Consider the following 17999-nt stretch of genomic DNA (forward strand, 5'->3'; position numbering starts at 1 on the left):
CCCCTGTCGCGCTCGATGGGACCGTGTTGGTCTCGACACGACGTCGTTCGTCCCTCACGACGTCGGCTCGACCAGCGGTGGCGTCGGCTCGACCAGCGGTGGCGTCGGCTCGACCAGCGGTGGCGTCGGCTCGACCAGCGGTGGCGTCGGCTCGACCAGCGGTGGCGTCGGCTCGACCAGCGGGGGCGTCGGCTCGACCAGCGGGGGCGGCTCGACCAGCGGCTGATCGAGCGGCGAAGGCGCGCGAGGCTTCGGCGAAGCGGTGAGCCAGGTGCGGGTGGCCGGCCCAGTGCACATGGAGGTACGACGCGTGGACAGTGTCGCTGCTGAAGCCGGTCGGGGCGCCGTCGACGATCCAGGCTGCCTGGGTTCCGGCCGGGGGCGAGGTGGTGGTGCGGTGGAACTCGTGGCCGCTGACCTGCTCGCCGGCGCGGGTGAGGAGGGAGTCGGAGAGGGCGGTGGCGACCGGGTAGCGCAGCGTGAGTCGCTCGCTCATGGCGGCGTGGGCGGGGAGGGCGCCGGCCATGGGTACGCCGTCGAGGGACTCGGCCAGATAGAGGAGCCCGGCGCACTCTGCGACCGTCGGGACGCCGGCTTCGACGGCGGCCCGGAGGTCCTCGAGCAGGGATCGGTTGGCGGCGAGCTCGGCGGCGTACATCTCGGGGAAGCCGCCGCCGAGGTAGATCCCACTCGTGCCCTCGGGGAGCGCGGGATCGGTGAGCGGGTCGAAGGAGCGTACGTCGCAGCCTGCCGCCTCCAGGAGCTCCTCGGTCTCGGGGTAGCGGAAGGTGAAGGCGCGGCCGCCGGCGACGGCGATCACAGGGCGCGCTGTGTTGGTCTCGACACGCTCGCCGGCGCTCGCGGCTCGACCAGCGGGGGCGGCTCGACCAGCGGTGGCACCGCTGGTTGAGCCGGCGTCGTGAGGTACGAGCGACGCCGTGTCGAAACCAACACGGTCGTCCCCGCGCAGCTCCAGCAACGGATCCCAAGCGACATCGTCGAGGTCGGGGGCGGAGCGGGCGACGTCGAGCAGGTCGGACAGGTCGAGGTGAGCCGCGACCTGCTCCCCCAGGCGCTCGATCAGCGCGACCGACTCGTCGCGCTCGGCGACAGGAACGAGACCCAGGTGACGCGACGGGGACGCGAGCGACTCGTCCCGCGGCAGCATGCCGAGCACCGGCAACCCAGCCTGCTCCAACGCCCGCCGGATCTCGGAGGCGTTGCGCCCGGGAGAGCAGCGGTTGAGCACGACTCCCCCGATGCGTACCGACGGGTCGAAGGCCGCCATCCCGGCGGCGATCGCGGCAGCGGAGCGGGACATCCGGGCGACGTCGAGGACCAGGACCGCCGGCGAGGAGGTCAGCGCCGCGACGTGGGCGGTGGAGGCGAAGCCGTCGGTGCCGAGGCGGCCGTCGTAGAGACCCATGACACCCTCGATGACCGCCACGTCGGCCCCCGCAGCACCATGCAGCAGCAGCGGCACCACCCGTTCGATGCCGACCAGATGCGGGTCGAGGTTGCGCCCGGGCCGCCCGGTGGCGAGCGCGTGGTAGCCGGGGTCGATGTAGTCAGGGCCGACTTTGTGCCCGCTCACCGTCATCCCGGAAGCGCGCAGCGCCGCCATCAGCCCGGTGGCGATGGTCGTCTTCCCCGAGCCGGTCGAGGGAGCAGCGACCACCAGCCGGGGCAGGGTCACCATTCGATGCCCCGTTGGCCCTTCTGGCCGGCGTCCATCGGGTGCTTGATCTTGGTCATCTCGGTGACCAGGTCCGCGACCTCGAGCACGGCAGGGTCGGCGTCACGGCCGGTGATCACGACGTGCTGGCGCCCCGGGCGCTCGGAGAGCACCGAGGCCACCTCCTCGGCGGAGACCCAGCCCCACTTGATCGGGTAGGTGAACTCGTCGAGGACCAGCAGGTCGTAGCGCTCCTCGGCCAGGCACCGCTTGATCTCGGCCCAGCCCTCGGCGGCGGCCGCGGCGTGGTCCTCGGCCTCGCCCTGCTTGCGCGACCAAGACCAGCCGGAGCCCATCTTGTGCCAGTCGACCGGTCCACCCTCGCCGGTCTCCTCGTGCAGCTTCCCGAGGCGCTCGAGCACGGTCTGCTCGCCGATGCGCCACTTGGCCGACTTCACGAACTGGAAGACCCCGATCCGCCAGCCCTGGTTCCAGCCACGCAGCGCGAGCCCGAAGGCGGCGGTCGACTTCCCCTTGCCGGGCCCGGTGTGGACCATCAGCAGCGGCCGGTTGCGGCGCTGGCGGGTGGTGAGCCCGTCGTCGGGTACGTTCAGCGGCTGTCCCTTCGGCATCAGGCAGCGCCCCTTCCCACGGTGGATCCGGTGTACCCGTGGACGGCGGAGGTCAGCGCCTCGGCGCTCACCTCGGCGACCGGCACGTGCTCGGCTCCCAGATGCACGGCCAGCTCACGGGCCAGCCCGAGCCGCATCGGTCCGCTCTCGGAGTCGATGACGATGGTGGTGACGCCCAGGCCGGCGACGTACGCGGCGGCCTGCTGCGAACGCCGGACGGCGTCCTTGCCGTGGGCCTGCGCAGTTTTTCGGGATGAGTTGGCGCGGCCGTCGGTGACGACCACCAGCAGCGGGCGCAGATCGGGGTCGCGGAGGTGCTCGCGCTGGAGCACCCGGGCGGCCTCGAGGAGGCCTTCGGCCAGCGGCGTACGTCCTCCGGCGGGCACCTCGTCGAGGCGTGCCGCGGCGAGGTCGACCGACCCGGTCGGCGGCAGCACGAGCTCGGCGCTCTCGCCGCGGAAGGTGATCATCCCGACCTTGTCGCGGCGCCGGTAGGCGTCGAGCAGCAGCGAGAGGACGGCGGCTTTCACCTGGGCCATCCGCTTGCGCGCGGCCATCGACCCGGACGCGTCCACGCAGAAGAGCACCAGGTTGGCCTCGCGGCCCTCGCGGACCGCGGTGCGGAGATCCTCGGTGCGCAGCTCGACCTTCGCGGACGTACGCGGACGGGCGGCCTGCTTGCCCGCGGCCGCCTTGAGCGTCTCGACGAGATGGAGCGAGCCGCGGGTGCTGGTGTTCGCGCCGATCCGGCGGCCGCTGCTGCCGATCGCCTTGCTCCGGCCGCCGGAGCGGCCGGTGCCGAGGCCGGTCGCGGTCAGGAGGCGGGGGCGGTAGGCCGGGGCGGCGGCGGTGACGGACTCGGGCGCGACGCCGGAAGGCGACTGTGGCCGGTCGAGTGCGTCATCGGCTGTGTTGGTTTCGACACCGCTCGCTTCGCTCGCGGGCTCAACCGACGGGGGTTCATCCTCGGTCGAGCCGCCGGAGCCGCTAGGCGGAGGCCCAGCGGAATCTGACTCAGTGAGACCAACAGGGTCACCTTCGGCGCCCGAGTCGTCCCCCGAGCCATCCGCAGGCCCGCCCTCCGGCGGCTCGGGCGGCAGCTCCTCGTCGCCGAGGATGCGGTCGAGCAGGTCCTCGTCGAGACCGGGAGCGTCGAACGGGTTGCGACGGCGGCGGTGCGGCAGCGCGAGCAGGGCGGCGCGGCGGATGTCTTCGCGGGTGACCTCGGAGCGGCCGGCCCAGGCCGCGTGCGCGACCGCGGTGCGCGCGGTGACGATGTCGGCGCGCAGCCCGTCGACCTCGAACGCCGCGCAGACCTCGGCGATCTTGAGCAGCCCGGGCGCGGTGAGCCGGACCTTCCCGACGAGAGTGCGCGCGGTCGAGACCCGTGCGGTCAGGTCGCGCTCGGCGGCGACATAGCGCTCGACGAACGCGGGAGCGTCCAGGTCGAAGGCCATCCGGCGGCGTACGACCTCGGCGCGCAGCGCCGGATCCCGGGGCGCGGCGACCTCGACGGTGAGCCCGAAGCGGTCCAGCAGCTGCGGGCGCAGCTCGCCCTCCTCGGGGTTCATGGTGCCGATCAGCACGAACCGGGCGGCGTGCTCGACCGAGACGCCGTCACGCTCGACCGAGACCCGGCCCATGGCGGCCGCGTCCAGCAGCAGGTCGACCAGGTGGTCGTGGAGCAGGTTGACCTCGTCGACGTAGAGCAGACCCCGGTGTGCCCGCGCGAGCAGGCCCGGCTCGAACTCGACCGCGCCGCGAGAGAGCGCGCTCTCCAGGTGGAGGGAGCCGACGACCCGGTCCTCGGTGGCACCCACCGGGAGCTCGACCAGCCGCACCGGGCGGCTCTCCACGACGGCGGCGGACCCGAAGGGCCCGTCCGGCGACTCCGCGGACGGGTCGGCCGGGTCGATCGAGAACCGGTCCCCGGCGTAGACCGAGATCGAGGGCAGCACGGCCGCCAGGCCACGTACGGCCGTCGACTTCGCGGTCCCCTTCTCGCCACGGACCAGGACCCCGCCGATCTCCGGGGAGATCGTGGTGAGCACGAGCGCGAGGCCCATGTCGTCGAGGTCGTCCGCCTGGCAGCCGAGGACGGCAGAAAATGGGTAGTGCACCGGCATGAGAGGCTCCCGCTCCCTATCGCGTTGGATGGTTGGACGCGGGGCCGGTCTTCGGACTTGTCGAGTCCCCGTGATGGGGCTCGATTCACCGCAGCGGGCCTGTGCCGGATTCTCACCGGCTTCCCAGATTCTCCCCAGTCGGGGCACCTCGCGCCTGTGCGGTCACTGTAGCGTCTGGCCTCATGATCGTCGTGGTGGGCATCGGTGCCGGAGGTTGGGACGAGATTCCCGTACGTCACCAGCATCTGATCCGGGAGTCCCCGGTCCTCCTCGGCGGCAAGCGTCACCTCGACCTCGTCCCGGACGTTCCCGGCCAGCGTCGCGAGCCCTGGCCCTCGCCGCTGCGTGACGGTCTCCCGGCGCTGCTCGACGATGTCGGGGACGCGGTCGCCCTGGCCTCGGGCGACCCGCTGGTCTCCGGCATCGGGACGACCCTGATCTCGCTCCTCGGTCGGGAGAACGTACGCATCGAGCCGGCCGTCTCCTCCGTCGCCCTCGCCCGCGCCCGGATGGGCTGGCCGGCCGAGTCGTGCGTGGCCGTCAGCCTGGTCGGCCGCGACGTGTCGCTGGTCGCCCGCGAGCTCGCACCCGGCCGCCGGATCCTGGCACTCTCCTCCGACGAGTCGACCCCCGCGTCGATCGCGGACCTGCTGGTCTCAGCCGGTTTCGGAGAGTCCGCGATGACCGTGCTGGGCGACCTCGGGGCGGAGACCGAGAGCGCTCGGTCCGCGACCGCTTCGGTGTGGAACGGGGAGTCGCCGCGGCTCAACATCGTGGCGATCGAGTGCGTCGGCGCGCCCCTCTTCGGCTGGACCGCCGGCCTTCCCGACGACGCCTTCGAGAACGACGGCCAGCTGACCAAGCGCGACCTGCGGGCCTCGGCCCTGGCCCGACTGGCGCCCACACCTGGCGCGCACCTGTGGGATGTCGGCGCCGGTGCCGGGTCGATCGGGATCGAGTGGATGCGCGCGCACCCGTCGTGCACCACGACCGCGGTCGAGGCCTCCCCCGAGCGCGCCGCCCGGATCGCCCGCAACGCGGCCCGTCTCGGCGTCCCCGGGCTGAATGTCGTCGAGGGCCGAGCCCCCGATGCGTTGGGCGATCTCCCGGCACCCGACGCGATCTTCATCGGCGGCGGCGCGACCCGCCCCGGCGTGCTCGACACCTGCCTCACCGCCCTCCGCCCCGGCGGCCGGCTCGTGGTCCACGGCGTCACCCTGGAGACCGAGCAACTCCTGGCGCGACAGCATGCCGAACTCGGCGGCGAGCTGACCCGGATCTCGGTCGAGTCCGTCGACGCCATCGGCACCTTCCGCGGCTGGGCCCCTCAGCGCACGGTGGTGCAGTGGTCCTACAGCGCGCCTTTTACTAGACGATGACACCTGGTGAATCCACCTAGTTCACAAGGTGTCATCGTCTAGTAAAAGCTCCGCATCTCATGCGAGGACGATGCGCTTCAGCTCTGATCGAAGAGGATGTACTTCTTCACCCGCCGATTCTGACGGACTACCCGAACTTCTCCTCGTGGACCACCGTCGAGAGCGGTGAGCGGTGGCGCCAGCCGAAGCGCTCCAGGTCCGGGGTGTCGGGAAGGTCGGCCACAGGGCCGACGCAGAGCCAGGCGACAGGACGTACGCCCTCGGGCATCCCGACCAGGTCGCGCAGGAACTCCTCGCGGTAGAAGCTGACCCAGCCGACGCCGAGGCCCTCGGCGGTGGCGGCGAGCCAGAGGTTCTGGATGGCGCAGACGACCGAGTAGAGGCCCGCGTCGGCGATGGCATGGCGGCCGAGGACGTTGGGGCCGCCGCGGGTCGGGTCGTAGCCGACCACGATGCCCAGCCCGGACTCGCGGATGCCCTCGATCTTGATCCGGGAGAAGGTCTCGGCCCGCTCGCCGGACAGGGTGGCGGCGAAGGTCTCCCGTTCGCTCGCGACGTGGGCGTGGAAGCGGTCGAGGCGGTCGGCGTCGCGTACGAGCACGAAGTCCCACGGCTGCGACATCCCGACGCTCGGGGCGGCGTGGGCTGCCGAGAGGACCCGCTCGAGGACGTCGGGTGGGATCGGCTCGCCGGTGAACTCCGCGCGGGTGTCGCGGCGGCGGTTGATCGCGTCATAGAGGTCCATCAGGCGCAGAGCTCCATCAGGCACGCACCCGAGCGGCGTCGTAGAGGAACGACTCACCCCCGTCGCGGGCCAGCGCGGGCCCGGCGAGGATGACGGCCGCCTGCCGCAGCCCCGCGTCCTCGACCGCGTCGGCGATCGTCGCCACCGTTCCACGCAGCACCCGCTCCGCGGGCTGGCTGGCACGGTAGACGACCACGACCGGGCACTCCGGGCCGTAGTAGGGCAACAGCTCGGCCATCAGCTCGCGGGTGCGCCGGATCGCCAGGTGGAGCACGAGCGTGGCGCCGGTCGCGGCGTACGCGGCGAGGGACTCCCCCTCCGGCATGGCCGTCGACCGTGCCTGGGTCCGGGTGAGGACGACCGACTGCGCCACCAGCGGAACGGTCAGCTCCCGCCCCACCAGCGCGGCCGCGGCCGCATAGGCGGGCACCCCGGGGGTCACGTCCCACGGCACCTCGGCCGCATCGAGCCGCCGTGTCTGCTCCGCGACCGCCGAGTAGACCGAGGGGTCGCCGGAGACGAGGCGTACGACCTGCTTGCCCCCACGATGGGCGGCGACGATCTCGCCGACGATCTGGTCCAGATCGAGCTTCTGGGTGTCGACCAGCTGGGCCTCGGGGCTGCAGTGCCCCAGCACCTCGGGGTCGAGGTAGGTGCCGGGATAGAGCACCACGTCGGCGGCCGCGAGCATCCTCGTCGCGCGTACGGTCAGCAGGTCGGCGGCGCCGGGCCCGGCTCCTACGAAGTGGACGGTCATCGGACATACCTCGGCGTCCAGACCTGCCCCGCCGCGGTCGCCCGCGTCGAGCTCGCCCCCACGATGACCAGGCACTTCATGTCGATGGAGGCCGCGTCGAGATCACCGAGCGTGGTCACCGTCAGCGACTCCTCGGCCCGCCCGACGTCGCGGCCGACGACCACGACGGTGTCGGGCTTGCGCTGCTCGAGGAGTACGTCACGAGCCAGTCCGATCTGCTCGGTGCGCGAGCGGGAGGCGGGGTTGTAGATGGCCAGCACCAGGTCGGCGGCGGCGACCGCGCGCAGCCGGTCCTCGACGACGGACCACGGCTTGAGCCGGTCGGAGAGAGACATCACCGCGAAGTCGGCACCGACCGGCGCGCCCGCACGCGCGGCCACAGCCTGGACGGCGCTGACCCCGGGCAGCACCCGGACGCGTACGCCCGCGTAGGCCGGGTCCTCGGCGGCCTCGAACACCGCGGAGGCCATCCCGAAGACACCGGCGTCACCGCCGGAGACGACGGCGACCCGCTCCCCCGCAAGCGCCAGGTCCAGGGCGTGCCGAGCCCGGTCGACCTCGACCGTGTTGCCCGACGCATGCCGCTGCATCCCGGCGCGCTGCGGCACCCGGTTGACGTAGGGCGCGTAGCCGACGACGTGTCCGACCTCGGCCAGCGCGGCCGAGACCTCGGGCGTCAGCCACCCGTCGGGCCCCGGCCCCAGCCCGACGACGAGCACCTCCCCGCCACCGCCACCGCTGGTTGAGCCGCGAGCGCCAGCGAGCGTGTCGAAACCAACACGGTCCCCCGACGCGCTCGATTCGACCGTGTTGGTCTCGACACGGAGTCGCTCGTTCCTCACGACTCCGGCTCGACCGACGGGGGTGGAGGCTCGACCAGCGTGCGGCGCGGGGGCGGTGTCGCCGGGGACGACGATGAGCGAGAAGTAGGGAACCGAGGCTGGGTCCACGTCCGCCACCGGCAGCCAGCGCTCCTCGGGCTGCGAGGCCCGCTCGACGTACCAGGCACCCTCGAGCCGCCCAGCGGCCTCGAGCGCGGAACGAACCGCCGGGAAGGTCCGGCCGAGCTTCATGATGATGGCGGCCTCGGTGTCGGCCAGCCGACGGGCGAGCTCGGGCTCGGGCAGCGTGCCCGGCAGCACCGTGAGGACGTCGGTCTGACGCACCAGCGGCGTCGAGACGGCGGCGGTGGCGGCGGCGAAGGCGGGGACGCCCGGCACGACGGAGGTCTCGTAGACCTCCTTGAACCGGTCGTGGAGGTACATCGAGGAGCCGTAGAAGAGCGGGTCGCCCTCGGCGAGCAGGACCACGTCACGGCCGGCGTTGAGATGGGCCGAGAGCCGCACCGCGCAGGACTCGTAGAACTCCGCCATCGCCCCGACGTACCCGCCCGGGTGGGTTGTGGTCCCCGTCGTGACCGGGTAGCGCAGCTCCTCCTCCACCGCACCGGCCGGGATCAGCGAGGACGCGATCCGGCGGGCGTGGGACTGCTTGCGCACCCCGGCGTGGTAGGCGATCACCGGCGCCGCGCCGATCAGCCGGGCGGCCTTGAGGGTGATCAGCTCGGGGTCGCCCGGGCCGATGCCGACGACGGTGAAGCTCCCACGGATCGGAGTGCTCATTCCTGCTCCTGGGCGAGTGCGTTGAGTGCGGAGGAGGTCATCGCGGAGCCGCCACGGCGGCCCCGGACGGTGACGAAGGGGATGTCGATCCCGTGGTCGGCGGCGAACGAGGCGAGCGCCTCCTTGGACTCGGCGGCGCCGATGAAGCCGACCGGGCAGCCGACGATCGCGGCCGGCCGGGGGCCGCCGTCGAGGATCATCTCGAGCAGGTGGAACAGCGCCGTCGGGGCGTTGCCGATGGCGACCACGGCCCCCTCCAGGTAGGGCTCCCACAGCGACAGCGCGGCGGCGGTGCGGGTCGTCCCCCAGGCCCGGGCCAGCGCCGGGACCCGGTCGTCGCCGAGCATGCAGAGCACCTCGTTCTCGCGCGGGAGCCGGCTGCGGGTGACCCCGGTGGCGACCATCGTCGCGTCGCACAGGATCGGCGCCCCGGCCTCCAGCGCGCCTCGCGCGGCCTTCACCAGGCCGGGGTGGATGACCAGGTCGGAGGCGAGGTCGACCTGGCCGCTGCCGTGGATCATCCGCACCGCGAGCCGCTCGGCGTCGGCCGGCACCGCGGAAAGGTCGGCCTCGCGCCGGATGGTCGCGAAGGAGTCGACGTAGATCGCCGGCCCCTGGTCGATGTAGTCGTAGCGACGGGTCGGGCGTGCCTTCGGCGACGGCACGAGTACGCCGCGCCACGGTGTCACCACGAGCGCCGGGCCCCGCTCCGCCAGCGCCTCGACGGCCGCCCGGTCCAAGGCTCCGTCGACGGCGGCGACGTGCTCACCCCCGGGCACCTCGCCGAACCCGAGCTCCTCGGCCGCAGCCGGCACCCGAGCATCGGCCGCCACCGGCTCGACGAGCGGGCCGTCGAGCTCGGTGACGTGCCAGGCCGCCGACGGCCCCGAGCCGCGTACGTCCAGGAAGCGGGAGGCGAGCGCGACCAGCCGGGGCGCGGCCTCGGCGAGCGGCACGACCGGCCCCCACGAGTCACCGACGCGCAGCTGACCCTCGGCCGCCGAGAGCGCCACCAGCCCGAGGTCGCACGCCCGCGAGACCAGGTCGCCGCGACCGTCGTCGAGCACGAAGAGGAACCGCCCCGGCAGCGCGGCCAGCTGCGGCGAGGCGCACAGCAGCCGGTCCAGCGACGCCGCGACGCCACGCAGGTCGGCCCGTCCCCCGGCGAGCCCGGTCTGCGGGGAGACCATCACGTTGCGTACGAGCTCGTGGGTCTGCGCCGGCACCAGGCCGGTCGCCTTCAGCGCGGTGAGCACCTCACCGGGCAGGTTGTCTCCAGAGCGGGCACCGTCGACGGCGGGCAGGCCGCGCACCTGCAGGTTGGCGCGACCGGTGAGGTGGATCCGCCCGTCGCCGTAGGTCTCCGCCACGGAGATCAGGGAGAGCAGCGCGGCGGACGAGACGGACCCGCCGATCAGGCGCAGCCGCACCAGCAGGCCGTCCTCGGCCGCCCACGGACGACCGACTCCGGGGCATCGGTCGGTTCGGACTCGCGACATCGGGACACCTGCTCTGCGTCATGTGCCCTTGCGCGGGGCACGTGGTGACCTGGCGGCGGGCGCCGCCAGAGCCAGCAGGTCTTCGGACTCGGAATCGATCGGTGCGGGACGCCTTCCCGGAGCCAGGCTCCAGTGGCTGCCCTCGCCGGAGAGAGGGCGTGTTCCGCCCGTCATCCTCACCGCTGCGCGTCAGTCCCGGACTCTCACCGGGTTCCCTGACCCCATCAGGCATGGAGTACGACTGGCAGGGCGAGACTACCCACTTGCGGACACGGCACCGAATTGCTCACCCCGCGGCCACGGTTTGTGCCAGTGTTCGCCTACTCGGAACCTCCCACCCGTCTTTCCACAGATGGAGTCCCCCGTGACCGGCTCGGCTCGGCGTCAACTGCTCGTGCTCGCGACCATCTCGGCGCTCGCGCTCGGCCCGACGGCCTGCGCCACGGCCTCGGAGGAGAGGGTCTCGATCGGCCTGGTGGTGCCCACCTCCGGCGTCTACGCGTCGATCGGCACCGACATGTCCCGGGGCTTCGACCTCTACCTCGAGCAGCACGACGGGAAGCTCGGCGGCCGGCTGATCGACGTCGTTGAGGCCGACGAGGGCGACCGGGTCGAGACCGGCCTCGCCGCGGTGCGCCGGCTGATCGAGGACGAGGAGGTCCACGCGGTCGTCGGGCTGGTGGGCTCGGAGACGGCGCTGGCGGCCAAGGACGTCGCGAAGAACAGCGAGACGCCGCTGATCGTCACCGGCGCCGGTGCCGACGACCTCGCCGACGGATCCGACTACCTGTGGCGTACGTCCTCGACCAACGCGGGCGTGGGCAGCGCGCTCGGGAAGGCGGTCGCCCAGGGGACAGACCGGGGCTCGGCGTACGTCATCGGCTCCGACGACGCGACCGGTCACGAGTTCTCCGACAGCTTCATGATCTCCCTCGAGGCGTCCGGCAGCAACGTGGCAGGTCAGAGCTACACCGCGGCGGGCGAGACCGAGGAGTGGTCGGGGCTCTTCGACAAGGTGAAGGAGTCGGGCGCGGACGCGATCTTCGCCGCCTATGCCGGGAAGGAGGCGGAGGCGTTCGTGAAGCAGTACCGCGAGTCCGGGCTGGCCAGGAGCACCCGGCTCTACGGCCCGGGCTTCCTCACCGAGGGCGACGTGCTGTCCGCGCTAGGCGGCGCCGCATCCGGTGTGCGGACCGCGCTGCACTACAGCGACGCGATGGACTCGCTGATGAACGACGCTTTCGTGAAGGACTACCGCAAGGCGTACGACTCCACCCCGACGGTCTACTCGGTGCAGGCCTACGACGCCGCGGCCGCGCTCGACAAGGCGCTCGGCCTCTCCGACGACGTCGACCGCAACGAGATCGCCGACTCCCTCGGGTCGGTCGGCACCATCGTCAGCCCCCGCGGGAACTGGTCCTTCGACCCCAACCACAACCCCGAACAGCCCTACTTCCTGCGGGTCGTCAAGGGCACTCCCGACGGCCCCCGCAACGTGGTGCTGCGGGAGATCGCCTCAGCGGGCAGCTGAGTCCGACCGCAGCTCGGCCCGGGTGAGGGCCAGCTCCTCGCGTACGGCGGTGAGGTCCTCGCGCAGCGAGGTGAGGACGGCCATCATCTCGGCGTCGGACTCCTCCTCGTGCTCGGCGAGGGACTCGACGCTCTCCATGCCGGAGACGACCACGGCGAGGAAGAGGTTGAGGACCGCGAAGGTCATCACCAGGATGAAGACCACGAAGAAGATCCAGGCGGAGGGGTCCTCGGCCATCACCTCGCGGGCGATGTCGGGCCAGGCCTCCCCGGTCATGGTCTGGAACAGCGTGAACGCACTGGTGCCGAGGTCGCCGAAGTACTCCGGCGCGATCGAGCCGTAGAGGTTGGTCGAGATGACCACCGCGACGTACATCATCAGCACCAGCAGCCCCGCGACCGCGCCCATCCCCGGCACCGCGTTGATCAGGCCGTCGACGACGCGACGCATGGAAGGGACCGAGTTGACCAGGCGCAGCACGCGCAGGATCCGCAGCGCCCGCAGCACCGACATCGGTCCGGTCGCCGGCACCAGCGCGATCGCGACGATCACGGTGTCGAAGATGTTCCACGGGTCGAGGAAGAACCTGGGGCCGTACGCCGCCAGCCGCAGCACCAGCTCGACGACGAAGACCCCGAGGAGCACGCTGTCGAGCAGCGCCAGCTCGTGGGCGAGGTGTTCGGGGACCATCGTCTCGACACCGAGGACCACCGCGTTGAGGATGATCACCCCGATGATGATCTTCTGGAACGTGTCGTTGTCGACCAGCGCACGCACCCGGCCGCGCACTGTGGTGATGCTCGAACCCATGTTCGCTTCGTCCTCCTGTTGACCCGTGACAGCGGCCGGAGCCTATCGGCCGGATCACCCCGTCCTCACCGCTCCCCCGCTGGTCGAGCCGCCGGAGCCACTAGGCGAAGGCGTGTCGAGACCAACACAGTCCCCCTGTCGCGCTCGACGGGACCGTGTTGGTCTCGAGCCGACGGGGGGAATCGGCTCGGCCAGCGGGGGTTCAGGTTGTGGCGAGGTGGAGCGCGAGGCCCAGGCCGGCGAGGCCGACCAGCCAGCGCAGCGGGCGCTCGGGGGCGACCCGGACGATCGCCGGTCCCAGGAAGCCGCCGATCACGGCACCCGCTCCGAGGGCGATCGCGGCCGGCCAGCTCACGGGGGCGAAGAAGACGTACGCGATCGCGGCGGTGCCGTTGGCCACGCCGGTGGCGACGTTCTTGACCGCGTTGGTGATCGCCAGGGCCTCGGTACGCTCGAGCACGAGGACGGCCAGCGCGATGATCCCGACGCCGGCGCCGAAGTAGCCGCCGTAGATGCCGAGCACGAACACGACGGCGCCCCAGCCGAACCCTCGGGCCAGCGTACGTCGCTCCTCGCCGTCCGGTCGTGGGCCCTGCCGTGGCGGCCGCGCGGCTGCGCGGGCGGCCGCCCAGGCCCGGATCCGGTCGCGGAGCAGCAGGAGCACCGCCCCGGCTCCGACCAGCCAGGGCACCACCGTCTCGAACGCCTCGGCCGGCGTGGTGAGCAGCAGGGCCGCGCCCAGCCCGCCGCCGAGGAAGGAGGCCAGGGCCAGCCAGGCGATCCTTCTGCCCTGGCCGCGCAGCTCGCGCCGTGAACCGGCGACGGTGCCGCCGGTGACGCCGAACATGGCCACCGTGTTGGTGACGTTGGCGACGACCGGCGGCAGCCCCGCGGCCAACAGGGAGGGGTAGCTGACCAGCGAGGCCAAGCCGGCCACCGAGCCGGTCAGTCCCGCACCGATGCCGGCGAGCAGGAGCCAGCCGAGCTCGGCGCTCACTCGGCGCTCACCGGGCGGTCATCGGACCAGGCACGGGCGCTTGGGGTCGAAGGTCCACTCCGGCACCAGGTACTGCATGGCGACGCCGTCGTCGCGTACGCCGAGCCCGTGCTCGAGGTAGAGCTCGTGCGCGGCCGCGACCCGGTCGCGGTCGAGCCGGATCCCGAGCCCCGGTGCGGTCGACACGGCGACGGCGCCGTCGCGGATCTCCAGCGGCGACTCGGTCAGGCCCTGGCCGTCCTGCCAGATCCAGTGGGTGTCCAGCGCGGTGATCTCCCCCGGTGCGGCGGCGCCGACGTGGGTGAACATGGCCAGCGAGACGTCGAAGTGGTTGTTGGAGTGGGAGCCCCAGGTCAGCCCGAAGTCGTGGCACATCTGGGCGACGCGGACCGAGCCGGACATGGTCCAGAAGTGCGGGTCCGCGAGGGGGATGTCGACGGCGTTGGTACGGATCGCGTGCGCCATCTGGCGCCAGTCGGTGGCGATCATGTTGGTCGCGGTGCGCAGCCCGGTGGCGCGCTTGAACTCGGCCATGATCTCGCGGCCCGAGTAGCCGCCCTCGGCACCGCAGGGATCCTCGGCGTACGCGAGCATGTCGTCCTTGCCTCCGAGCAGCCGGACGGCGTCGGCGAGCAGCCAGCCGCCGTTGGGGTCCAGGGTGATCCGGGCGTCGGGGAAACGCTCGTGGAGGGCGGTCACCGCGGCGACCTCCTCCTCACCGGCGAGGACACCGCCCTTGAGCTTGAAGTCGTGGAAGCCGTAGCGGGCCTGGGCGGCCTCGGCGAGACGTACGACCGCCTCGGGGGTCAGCGCGACCTCCCGCCGGACGCGGTCCCATTCATCGGTGGCGCCCGCCTCCCGCAGGTAGGGCAGGTCGGTCTTGTCGGGGTCGCCGACGTAGAAGAGGTAGCCGAGCATCGGCACGCTGTCGCGCTGCTGGCCGTCACCGAGCAGCTCGGCGACCGGCACACCCTGGGCCTGACCGGCGAGATCGAGGAGCGCGGACTCCAGCGCGGTGACGGCGTGGACGGTCGTACGCAGGTCGAAGGTCTGGGCTCCGCGGCCGCCGGCGTCGCGGTCGGCGAACGTGTCCGAGACCTGGCGAAGCAGGCTGCGGTAGCGGGTGACCGGCTGCCCCACGAGCAGCTCGGCGGCCTCTTCGATGGTGCGACGGATCGGCTCGCCGCCGGGGACCTCGCCGACACCCTCGCGGCCCTCGGAGTCGGTGAGGATCGCGATGTTGCGGGTGAAGAACGGCGCGTGCGCGCCGCTGAGGTTGAGCAGCATCGAGTCGTGGCCGGCGACCGGGACGACCTCGACCTTTGCGATGGTCGTGGTGCTCATGGCAGCTGCAGCTCTCCGTCGATCCGGCGGGCGAGGTGCCACGGGTTGTCGTCGCGGACGGCCTCCGGGAGGAGCGCGGCAGGTACGTCCTGGTAGGCGACCGGCCGCTGGAAGCGCTCGATCGCGAGGCTGCCGACCGAGGTGGAGCGGGAGTCGGAGGTGGCCGGGAACGGACCGCCGTGGACCATCGCGTGGCCGACCTCGACGCCCGTGGGCCAGCCGTTGAAGAGGATCCGGCCCGCCTTGAGCTCGAGGGCGGAGACGACCTGGGCGGCAGCCTCGTTGTCGGTGTCGGTGGCGTGGACCGTCGCGGTGAGCTGGCCCTCGAGGGAGTCCAGGCTGGGCAGCAGGTCCCCGACGGTGTCGTAGCGGACCACGACGCCGGAGGCGCCGAAGACCTCGTCGGTCACACCGGCGAGACGGGCGGCCTCGACGATCTGGGGCGCGGGGGCGTCGGTGTCGCCCGCGGTGCCCTCACCGACGACGGTCACACCGTCGGTGGCCCGGAGCTTCTCGGTGCCCGCCTCGTAGGCCCGGGCGATCCCGGTCGTGAGCATGGTCGCGCCGATGGCCTCGGCGGTGGCCCGCCCGGCAGCGGCCAGGAAGGCGTCTCCCGCCTCGCTCCTCGGGAGGAAGAGCAGCCCGGGGTTGGTGCAGAACTGTCCGGAGCCGAGGGTCAGCGAGCCGACGTACGCCGTGGCGAGCGCCTCGACGTCACCCTCGAGCGCCCCGGGGAGGACGACGACAGGGTTGATCGAGGACATCTCGGCGTAGACCGGGATGGGTTCGGGCCGGGCCGCGGCGGCCGCGGCGATCGCCAGCCCGCCACCGCGGGAGCCGGTGAAGCCGACAGCCTTGATCCGCGGGTCGACCACGAGGGCCTGGCCGAGCTCGATGCCGCCCTTGACGCCGGTGTCGAGGAGGAAGGAGAAGGTGCCGGCGTGCAGCCCCGCCTTCTCGACGGCGCGGGTGATCGCCTGCGCGACCAGGTAGCCGGTGAGCGGGTGCGCCGGGTGGCCCTTGACGACCACGGGGCAGCCCGCGGCCAGCGCCGAGGCGGTGTCGCCGCCGGCGGTGGAGAAGGCGAGCGGGAAGTTGCTGGCACCGAACACCGCCACCGGGCCCAGCGCGATCTGACGCTGACGGATGTCGGCCCGCGGCAGCGGGGTCCGGTCCGGGAGGGCCGGGTCGATGCGTACGCCCAGGTGGTCGCCGCGTCGCACGACGCCGGCGAACATCCGGAGCTGGCCGGTGGTGCGGCCGACCTCGCCGCTGATCCGGCCCTCGGGCAGGTGCGACTCGGCGACGGCGGCCTCGACGATCTCGGCGCGGGCCGCCTCGATCTCGGCGGCGACGGCATCGAGGAAGTCCGCCCGGGCCTCGGGGGAGGTGGCGCGGTAGCCGGCGAAGGCCTCGGCTGCGGCGCTGGTGGCGGCGGTGACGTCGGGCTGCTCGGAGTCGGCTCCGGCGATGATCGAGCGGTAGCTCATGTTCCCTTCCTATCGGGTCGGTCTCTCAGGGGCAGATCGGCGTCAGGAGATCCGGGCGATCAGCTCGCGCAGCTCGTCGATCTCGTCCTCGCGCAGGTCGGTCAGCGGCGGGCGGACCGGGCCGGCGGGCCGGCCGATCGCGGCCAGGCCACCCTTGACGATCGACACGGCGTAGCCGGCCGTACGGTCGCGGATGTCGAGGTAGGGGATCACGAACTCGTTGAGACGACGGTAGACCTCGTCACGGTCCTGGGCGCGTACGGCCTCGTAGAACTCGATCGCCCACCTCGGCGCGAAGTTGAACAGCGCCGAGGAGTAGGTGCTCACGCCGAGCTGGAGCAGCGGCAGCGCGAAGGTCTCCGCCGTCGGCAGGCCACCGATGTAGATGAGCCGGTCGCCGACCCGCGCGTAGGTGCGCGTCATCTGCTCGACGTTACCGACGCCGTCCTTGAAGCCGATCAGGGTCGGGTTGCGTTCGGCGAGCTGGTCGACAGCCTCGTCCCGCAGCACCGCGTTCGCGCGGCTGTAGACGATCACCCCGAGGCCGGTCGCCTCGCACACGCGGCTGGCATGCTCCACGAGCCCTGCCTGCCCGGCCTCGGTGAGGTACGGCGGCATCAGCAGGATCCCGTCGGCCCCCGCGGCCTCGGCCGCCTTCGCCTGCGCGACCGCGTTCGCCGTGCTCCCCGTCGCCGGCGCCAGCACCGGCACGGCCCCCGCGACCTCATCGACGGCCGCACGCACGACCTGGTCGGTCTCCTCCGGGTTCAGCGAGAAGCCCTCCCCCGTGCCGCCGGCCGCGAAGAGCCCGGCCACCGGGTACTCGGCCAGCCAGCTCAGGTGCTTGCGGTAGCCCTCCTCGTCGACCTGCAGGTCCTCGTTGAAATGGGTGACCGGGAACGAGAGCAGTCCGCTCTTGAGCTGAGCGGCCAGGTCGGTCGGGCTGTACTCGGTCACGAGTCACGTCCTTCAGGTGTTGGGTTGCTGAGGGGGAAGGTGGTGACCATCACGTTAGGAACGTTCGGTGATGCCTGTCCAAGCCCGAATTTGAATCTCGTGATGCTTGCGGGGCATCAAAGGTGCTCGATCGTTCTACCCGGTGGTCGAGCTTGTCGAGACCACCCAACCCCGCTGGCCGAGCCTGTCGAGACCACCCCACCCCGCTGGTCGAGCCGCCGGAGCCGCTAGGCGGAGGCGTGTCGAGACCAACACAGTTCCTCGGCTGATCGAGCCTGCCGAGAACTCCCTGCCGGAACGTTTCGCCCGGAGGGCTGGCCTGGGCCGCCGACCCTGTTTGGAGGGTCTTCTCGACGGACCCCGGAGTCAAGGACGGCCTGCGGCCGCCGGCTTCGCCGGCCGCTTCGCGGTCCTGGACACCGGCGCCCGTCGAGA

General features: G+C 72.3%; 14 protein-coding genes, 1 pseudogene and 2 riboswitches. Of the genes and pseudogenes, 2 read left to right on the forward strand and 13 right to left on the reverse strand.

The window, feature by feature from the left end; translation table 11 throughout:
* The 3 genes from ABZ796_RS26605 to ABZ796_RS26615 all read right to left on the reverse strand — a co-directional run.
* Positions 1–1699 (reverse strand): cobyrinate a,c-diamide synthase (locus ABZ796_RS26605; protein WP_357341095.1); only part of this gene is annotated, 1699 nt, incomplete at its 3' end.
* Positions 1693–2307 (reverse strand): cob(I)yrinic acid a,c-diamide adenosyltransferase, encoded by a 615-nt coding sequence (cobO, locus tag ABZ796_RS26610; RefSeq protein ID WP_357341097.1) that lies wholly within the window; start codon positions 2305–2307, stop codon positions 1693–1695. The genes cobO and ABZ796_RS26605, both read right to left, overlap by 7 nt.
* Positions 2307–4433, reverse strand: a complete 2127-nt coding sequence (locus ABZ796_RS26615; RefSeq protein WP_357341099.1) for a VWA domain-containing protein — start codon at positions 4431–4433, stop codon at positions 2307–2309. Before ABZ796_RS26615 ends, cobO begins: the two co-directional genes overlap by 1 nt.
* 24 nt (positions 4434–4457) lie before the next feature.
* A riboswitch (cobalamin riboswitch) is annotated at positions 4458–4599 on the reverse strand.
* 16 nt (positions 4600–4615) lie between these two features.
* Between ABZ796_RS26615 and cbiE the strand changes: the two genes are divergently transcribed.
* Entirely contained in the window at positions 4616–5812 is a 1197-nt protein-coding gene (gene cbiE, locus ABZ796_RS26620) for a precorrin-6y C5,15-methyltransferase (decarboxylating) subunit CbiE (protein WP_357341100.1), read from the forward strand.
* Between the two features lie 127 nt (positions 5813–5939).
* Here cbiE and bluB read toward each other — a convergent pair whose 3' ends face one another.
* The 5 genes and pseudogenes from bluB to ABZ796_RS26645 form a co-directional block, all read right to left on the reverse strand.
* Entirely contained in the window at positions 5940–6581 is a 642-nt protein-coding gene (bluB, locus tag ABZ796_RS26625; protein ID WP_357341102.1) for a 5,6-dimethylbenzimidazole synthase, read from the reverse strand.
* Positions 6574–7314: a precorrin-4 C(11)-methyltransferase gene (gene cobM / locus ABZ796_RS26630; RefSeq protein WP_357341104.1), complete on the reverse strand. Its 741-nt coding sequence runs from the start codon at positions 7312–7314 to the stop codon at positions 6574–6576. Before cobM ends, bluB begins: the two co-directional genes overlap by 8 nt.
* Complete coding sequence (gene cobJ, locus ABZ796_RS26635) at positions 7311–8936, reverse strand: precorrin-3B C(17)-methyltransferase (protein WP_357341105.1); 1626 nt, start codon at positions 8934–8936, stop codon at positions 7311–7313. The genes cobM and cobJ overlap by 4 nt, the downstream gene beginning before the upstream one ends.
* Complete coding sequence (locus ABZ796_RS26640; RefSeq protein WP_357341117.1) at positions 8933–9601, reverse strand: precorrin-8X methylmutase; 669 nt, start codon at positions 9599–9601, stop codon at positions 8933–8935. The genes cobJ and ABZ796_RS26640 overlap by 4 nt, the downstream gene beginning before the upstream one ends.
* Positions 9602–10243: 642 nt before the next feature.
* Positions 10244–10435: pseudogene (locus tag ABZ796_RS26645) on the reverse strand (nitrite reductase); the annotation flags it as partial.
* A 55-nt stretch (positions 10436–10490) separates the two neighbouring features.
* Positions 10491–10696: riboswitch (cobalamin riboswitch) on the reverse strand.
* A 103-nt stretch (positions 10697–10799) separates the two neighbouring features.
* On the opposite strand from ABZ796_RS26645, the gene ABZ796_RS26650 reads away from it, so the two are divergent.
* A complete protein-coding gene (locus ABZ796_RS26650; RefSeq protein WP_357341107.1) occupies positions 10800–11966 on the forward strand; it encodes an ABC transporter substrate-binding protein in 1167 nt (388 codons plus the stop codon).
* Here ABZ796_RS26650 and ABZ796_RS26655 read toward each other — a convergent pair.
* The 5 genes from ABZ796_RS26655 to kdgD form a co-directional block, all read right to left on the reverse strand.
* On the reverse strand, positions 11952–12776 hold the full coding sequence (locus tag ABZ796_RS26655; RefSeq protein ID WP_357341109.1) for an ion transporter: 825 nt from the start codon (positions 12774–12776) through the stop codon (positions 11952–11954). The genes ABZ796_RS26650 and ABZ796_RS26655 overlap by 15 nt on opposite strands.
* Positions 12777–12978: 202 nt before the next feature.
* Positions 12979–13773, reverse strand: coding sequence for a sulfite exporter TauE/SafE family protein (locus tag ABZ796_RS26660; RefSeq protein WP_357341110.1), 795 nt, complete (start codon positions 13771–13773; stop codon positions 12979–12981).
* 18 nt (positions 13774–13791) lie between these two features.
* Positions 13792–15117, reverse strand: coding sequence for an enolase C-terminal domain-like protein (locus ABZ796_RS26665; RefSeq protein WP_357341112.1), 1326 nt, complete (start codon positions 15115–15117; stop codon positions 13792–13794).
* The gene (locus ABZ796_RS26670) at positions 15114–16607 is read right to left on the reverse strand and encodes an aldehyde dehydrogenase (NADP(+)) (RefSeq protein ID WP_357341114.1); all 1494 of its coding nucleotides are present in this window, start codon (positions 16605–16607) and stop codon (positions 15114–15116) included. Before ABZ796_RS26670 ends, ABZ796_RS26665 begins: the two co-directional genes overlap by 4 nt.
* A 42-nt stretch (positions 16608–16649) precedes the next feature.
* Positions 16650–17564 carry a 5-dehydro-4-deoxyglucarate dehydratase gene (gene kdgD / locus ABZ796_RS26675; protein ID WP_357341115.1) on the reverse strand — a complete coding sequence of 305 codons (915 nt, stop codon included), beginning with the start codon at positions 17562–17564 and terminating at the stop codon, positions 16650–16652.
* Positions 17565–17999: the final 435 nt, after the last annotated feature.

Origin of the sequence: Nocardioides sp. NPDC047086 (assembly GCF_040643685.1) — a bacterium.
Lineage (GTDB): Bacteria > Actinomycetota > Actinomycetes > Propionibacteriales > Nocardioidaceae > Nocardioides.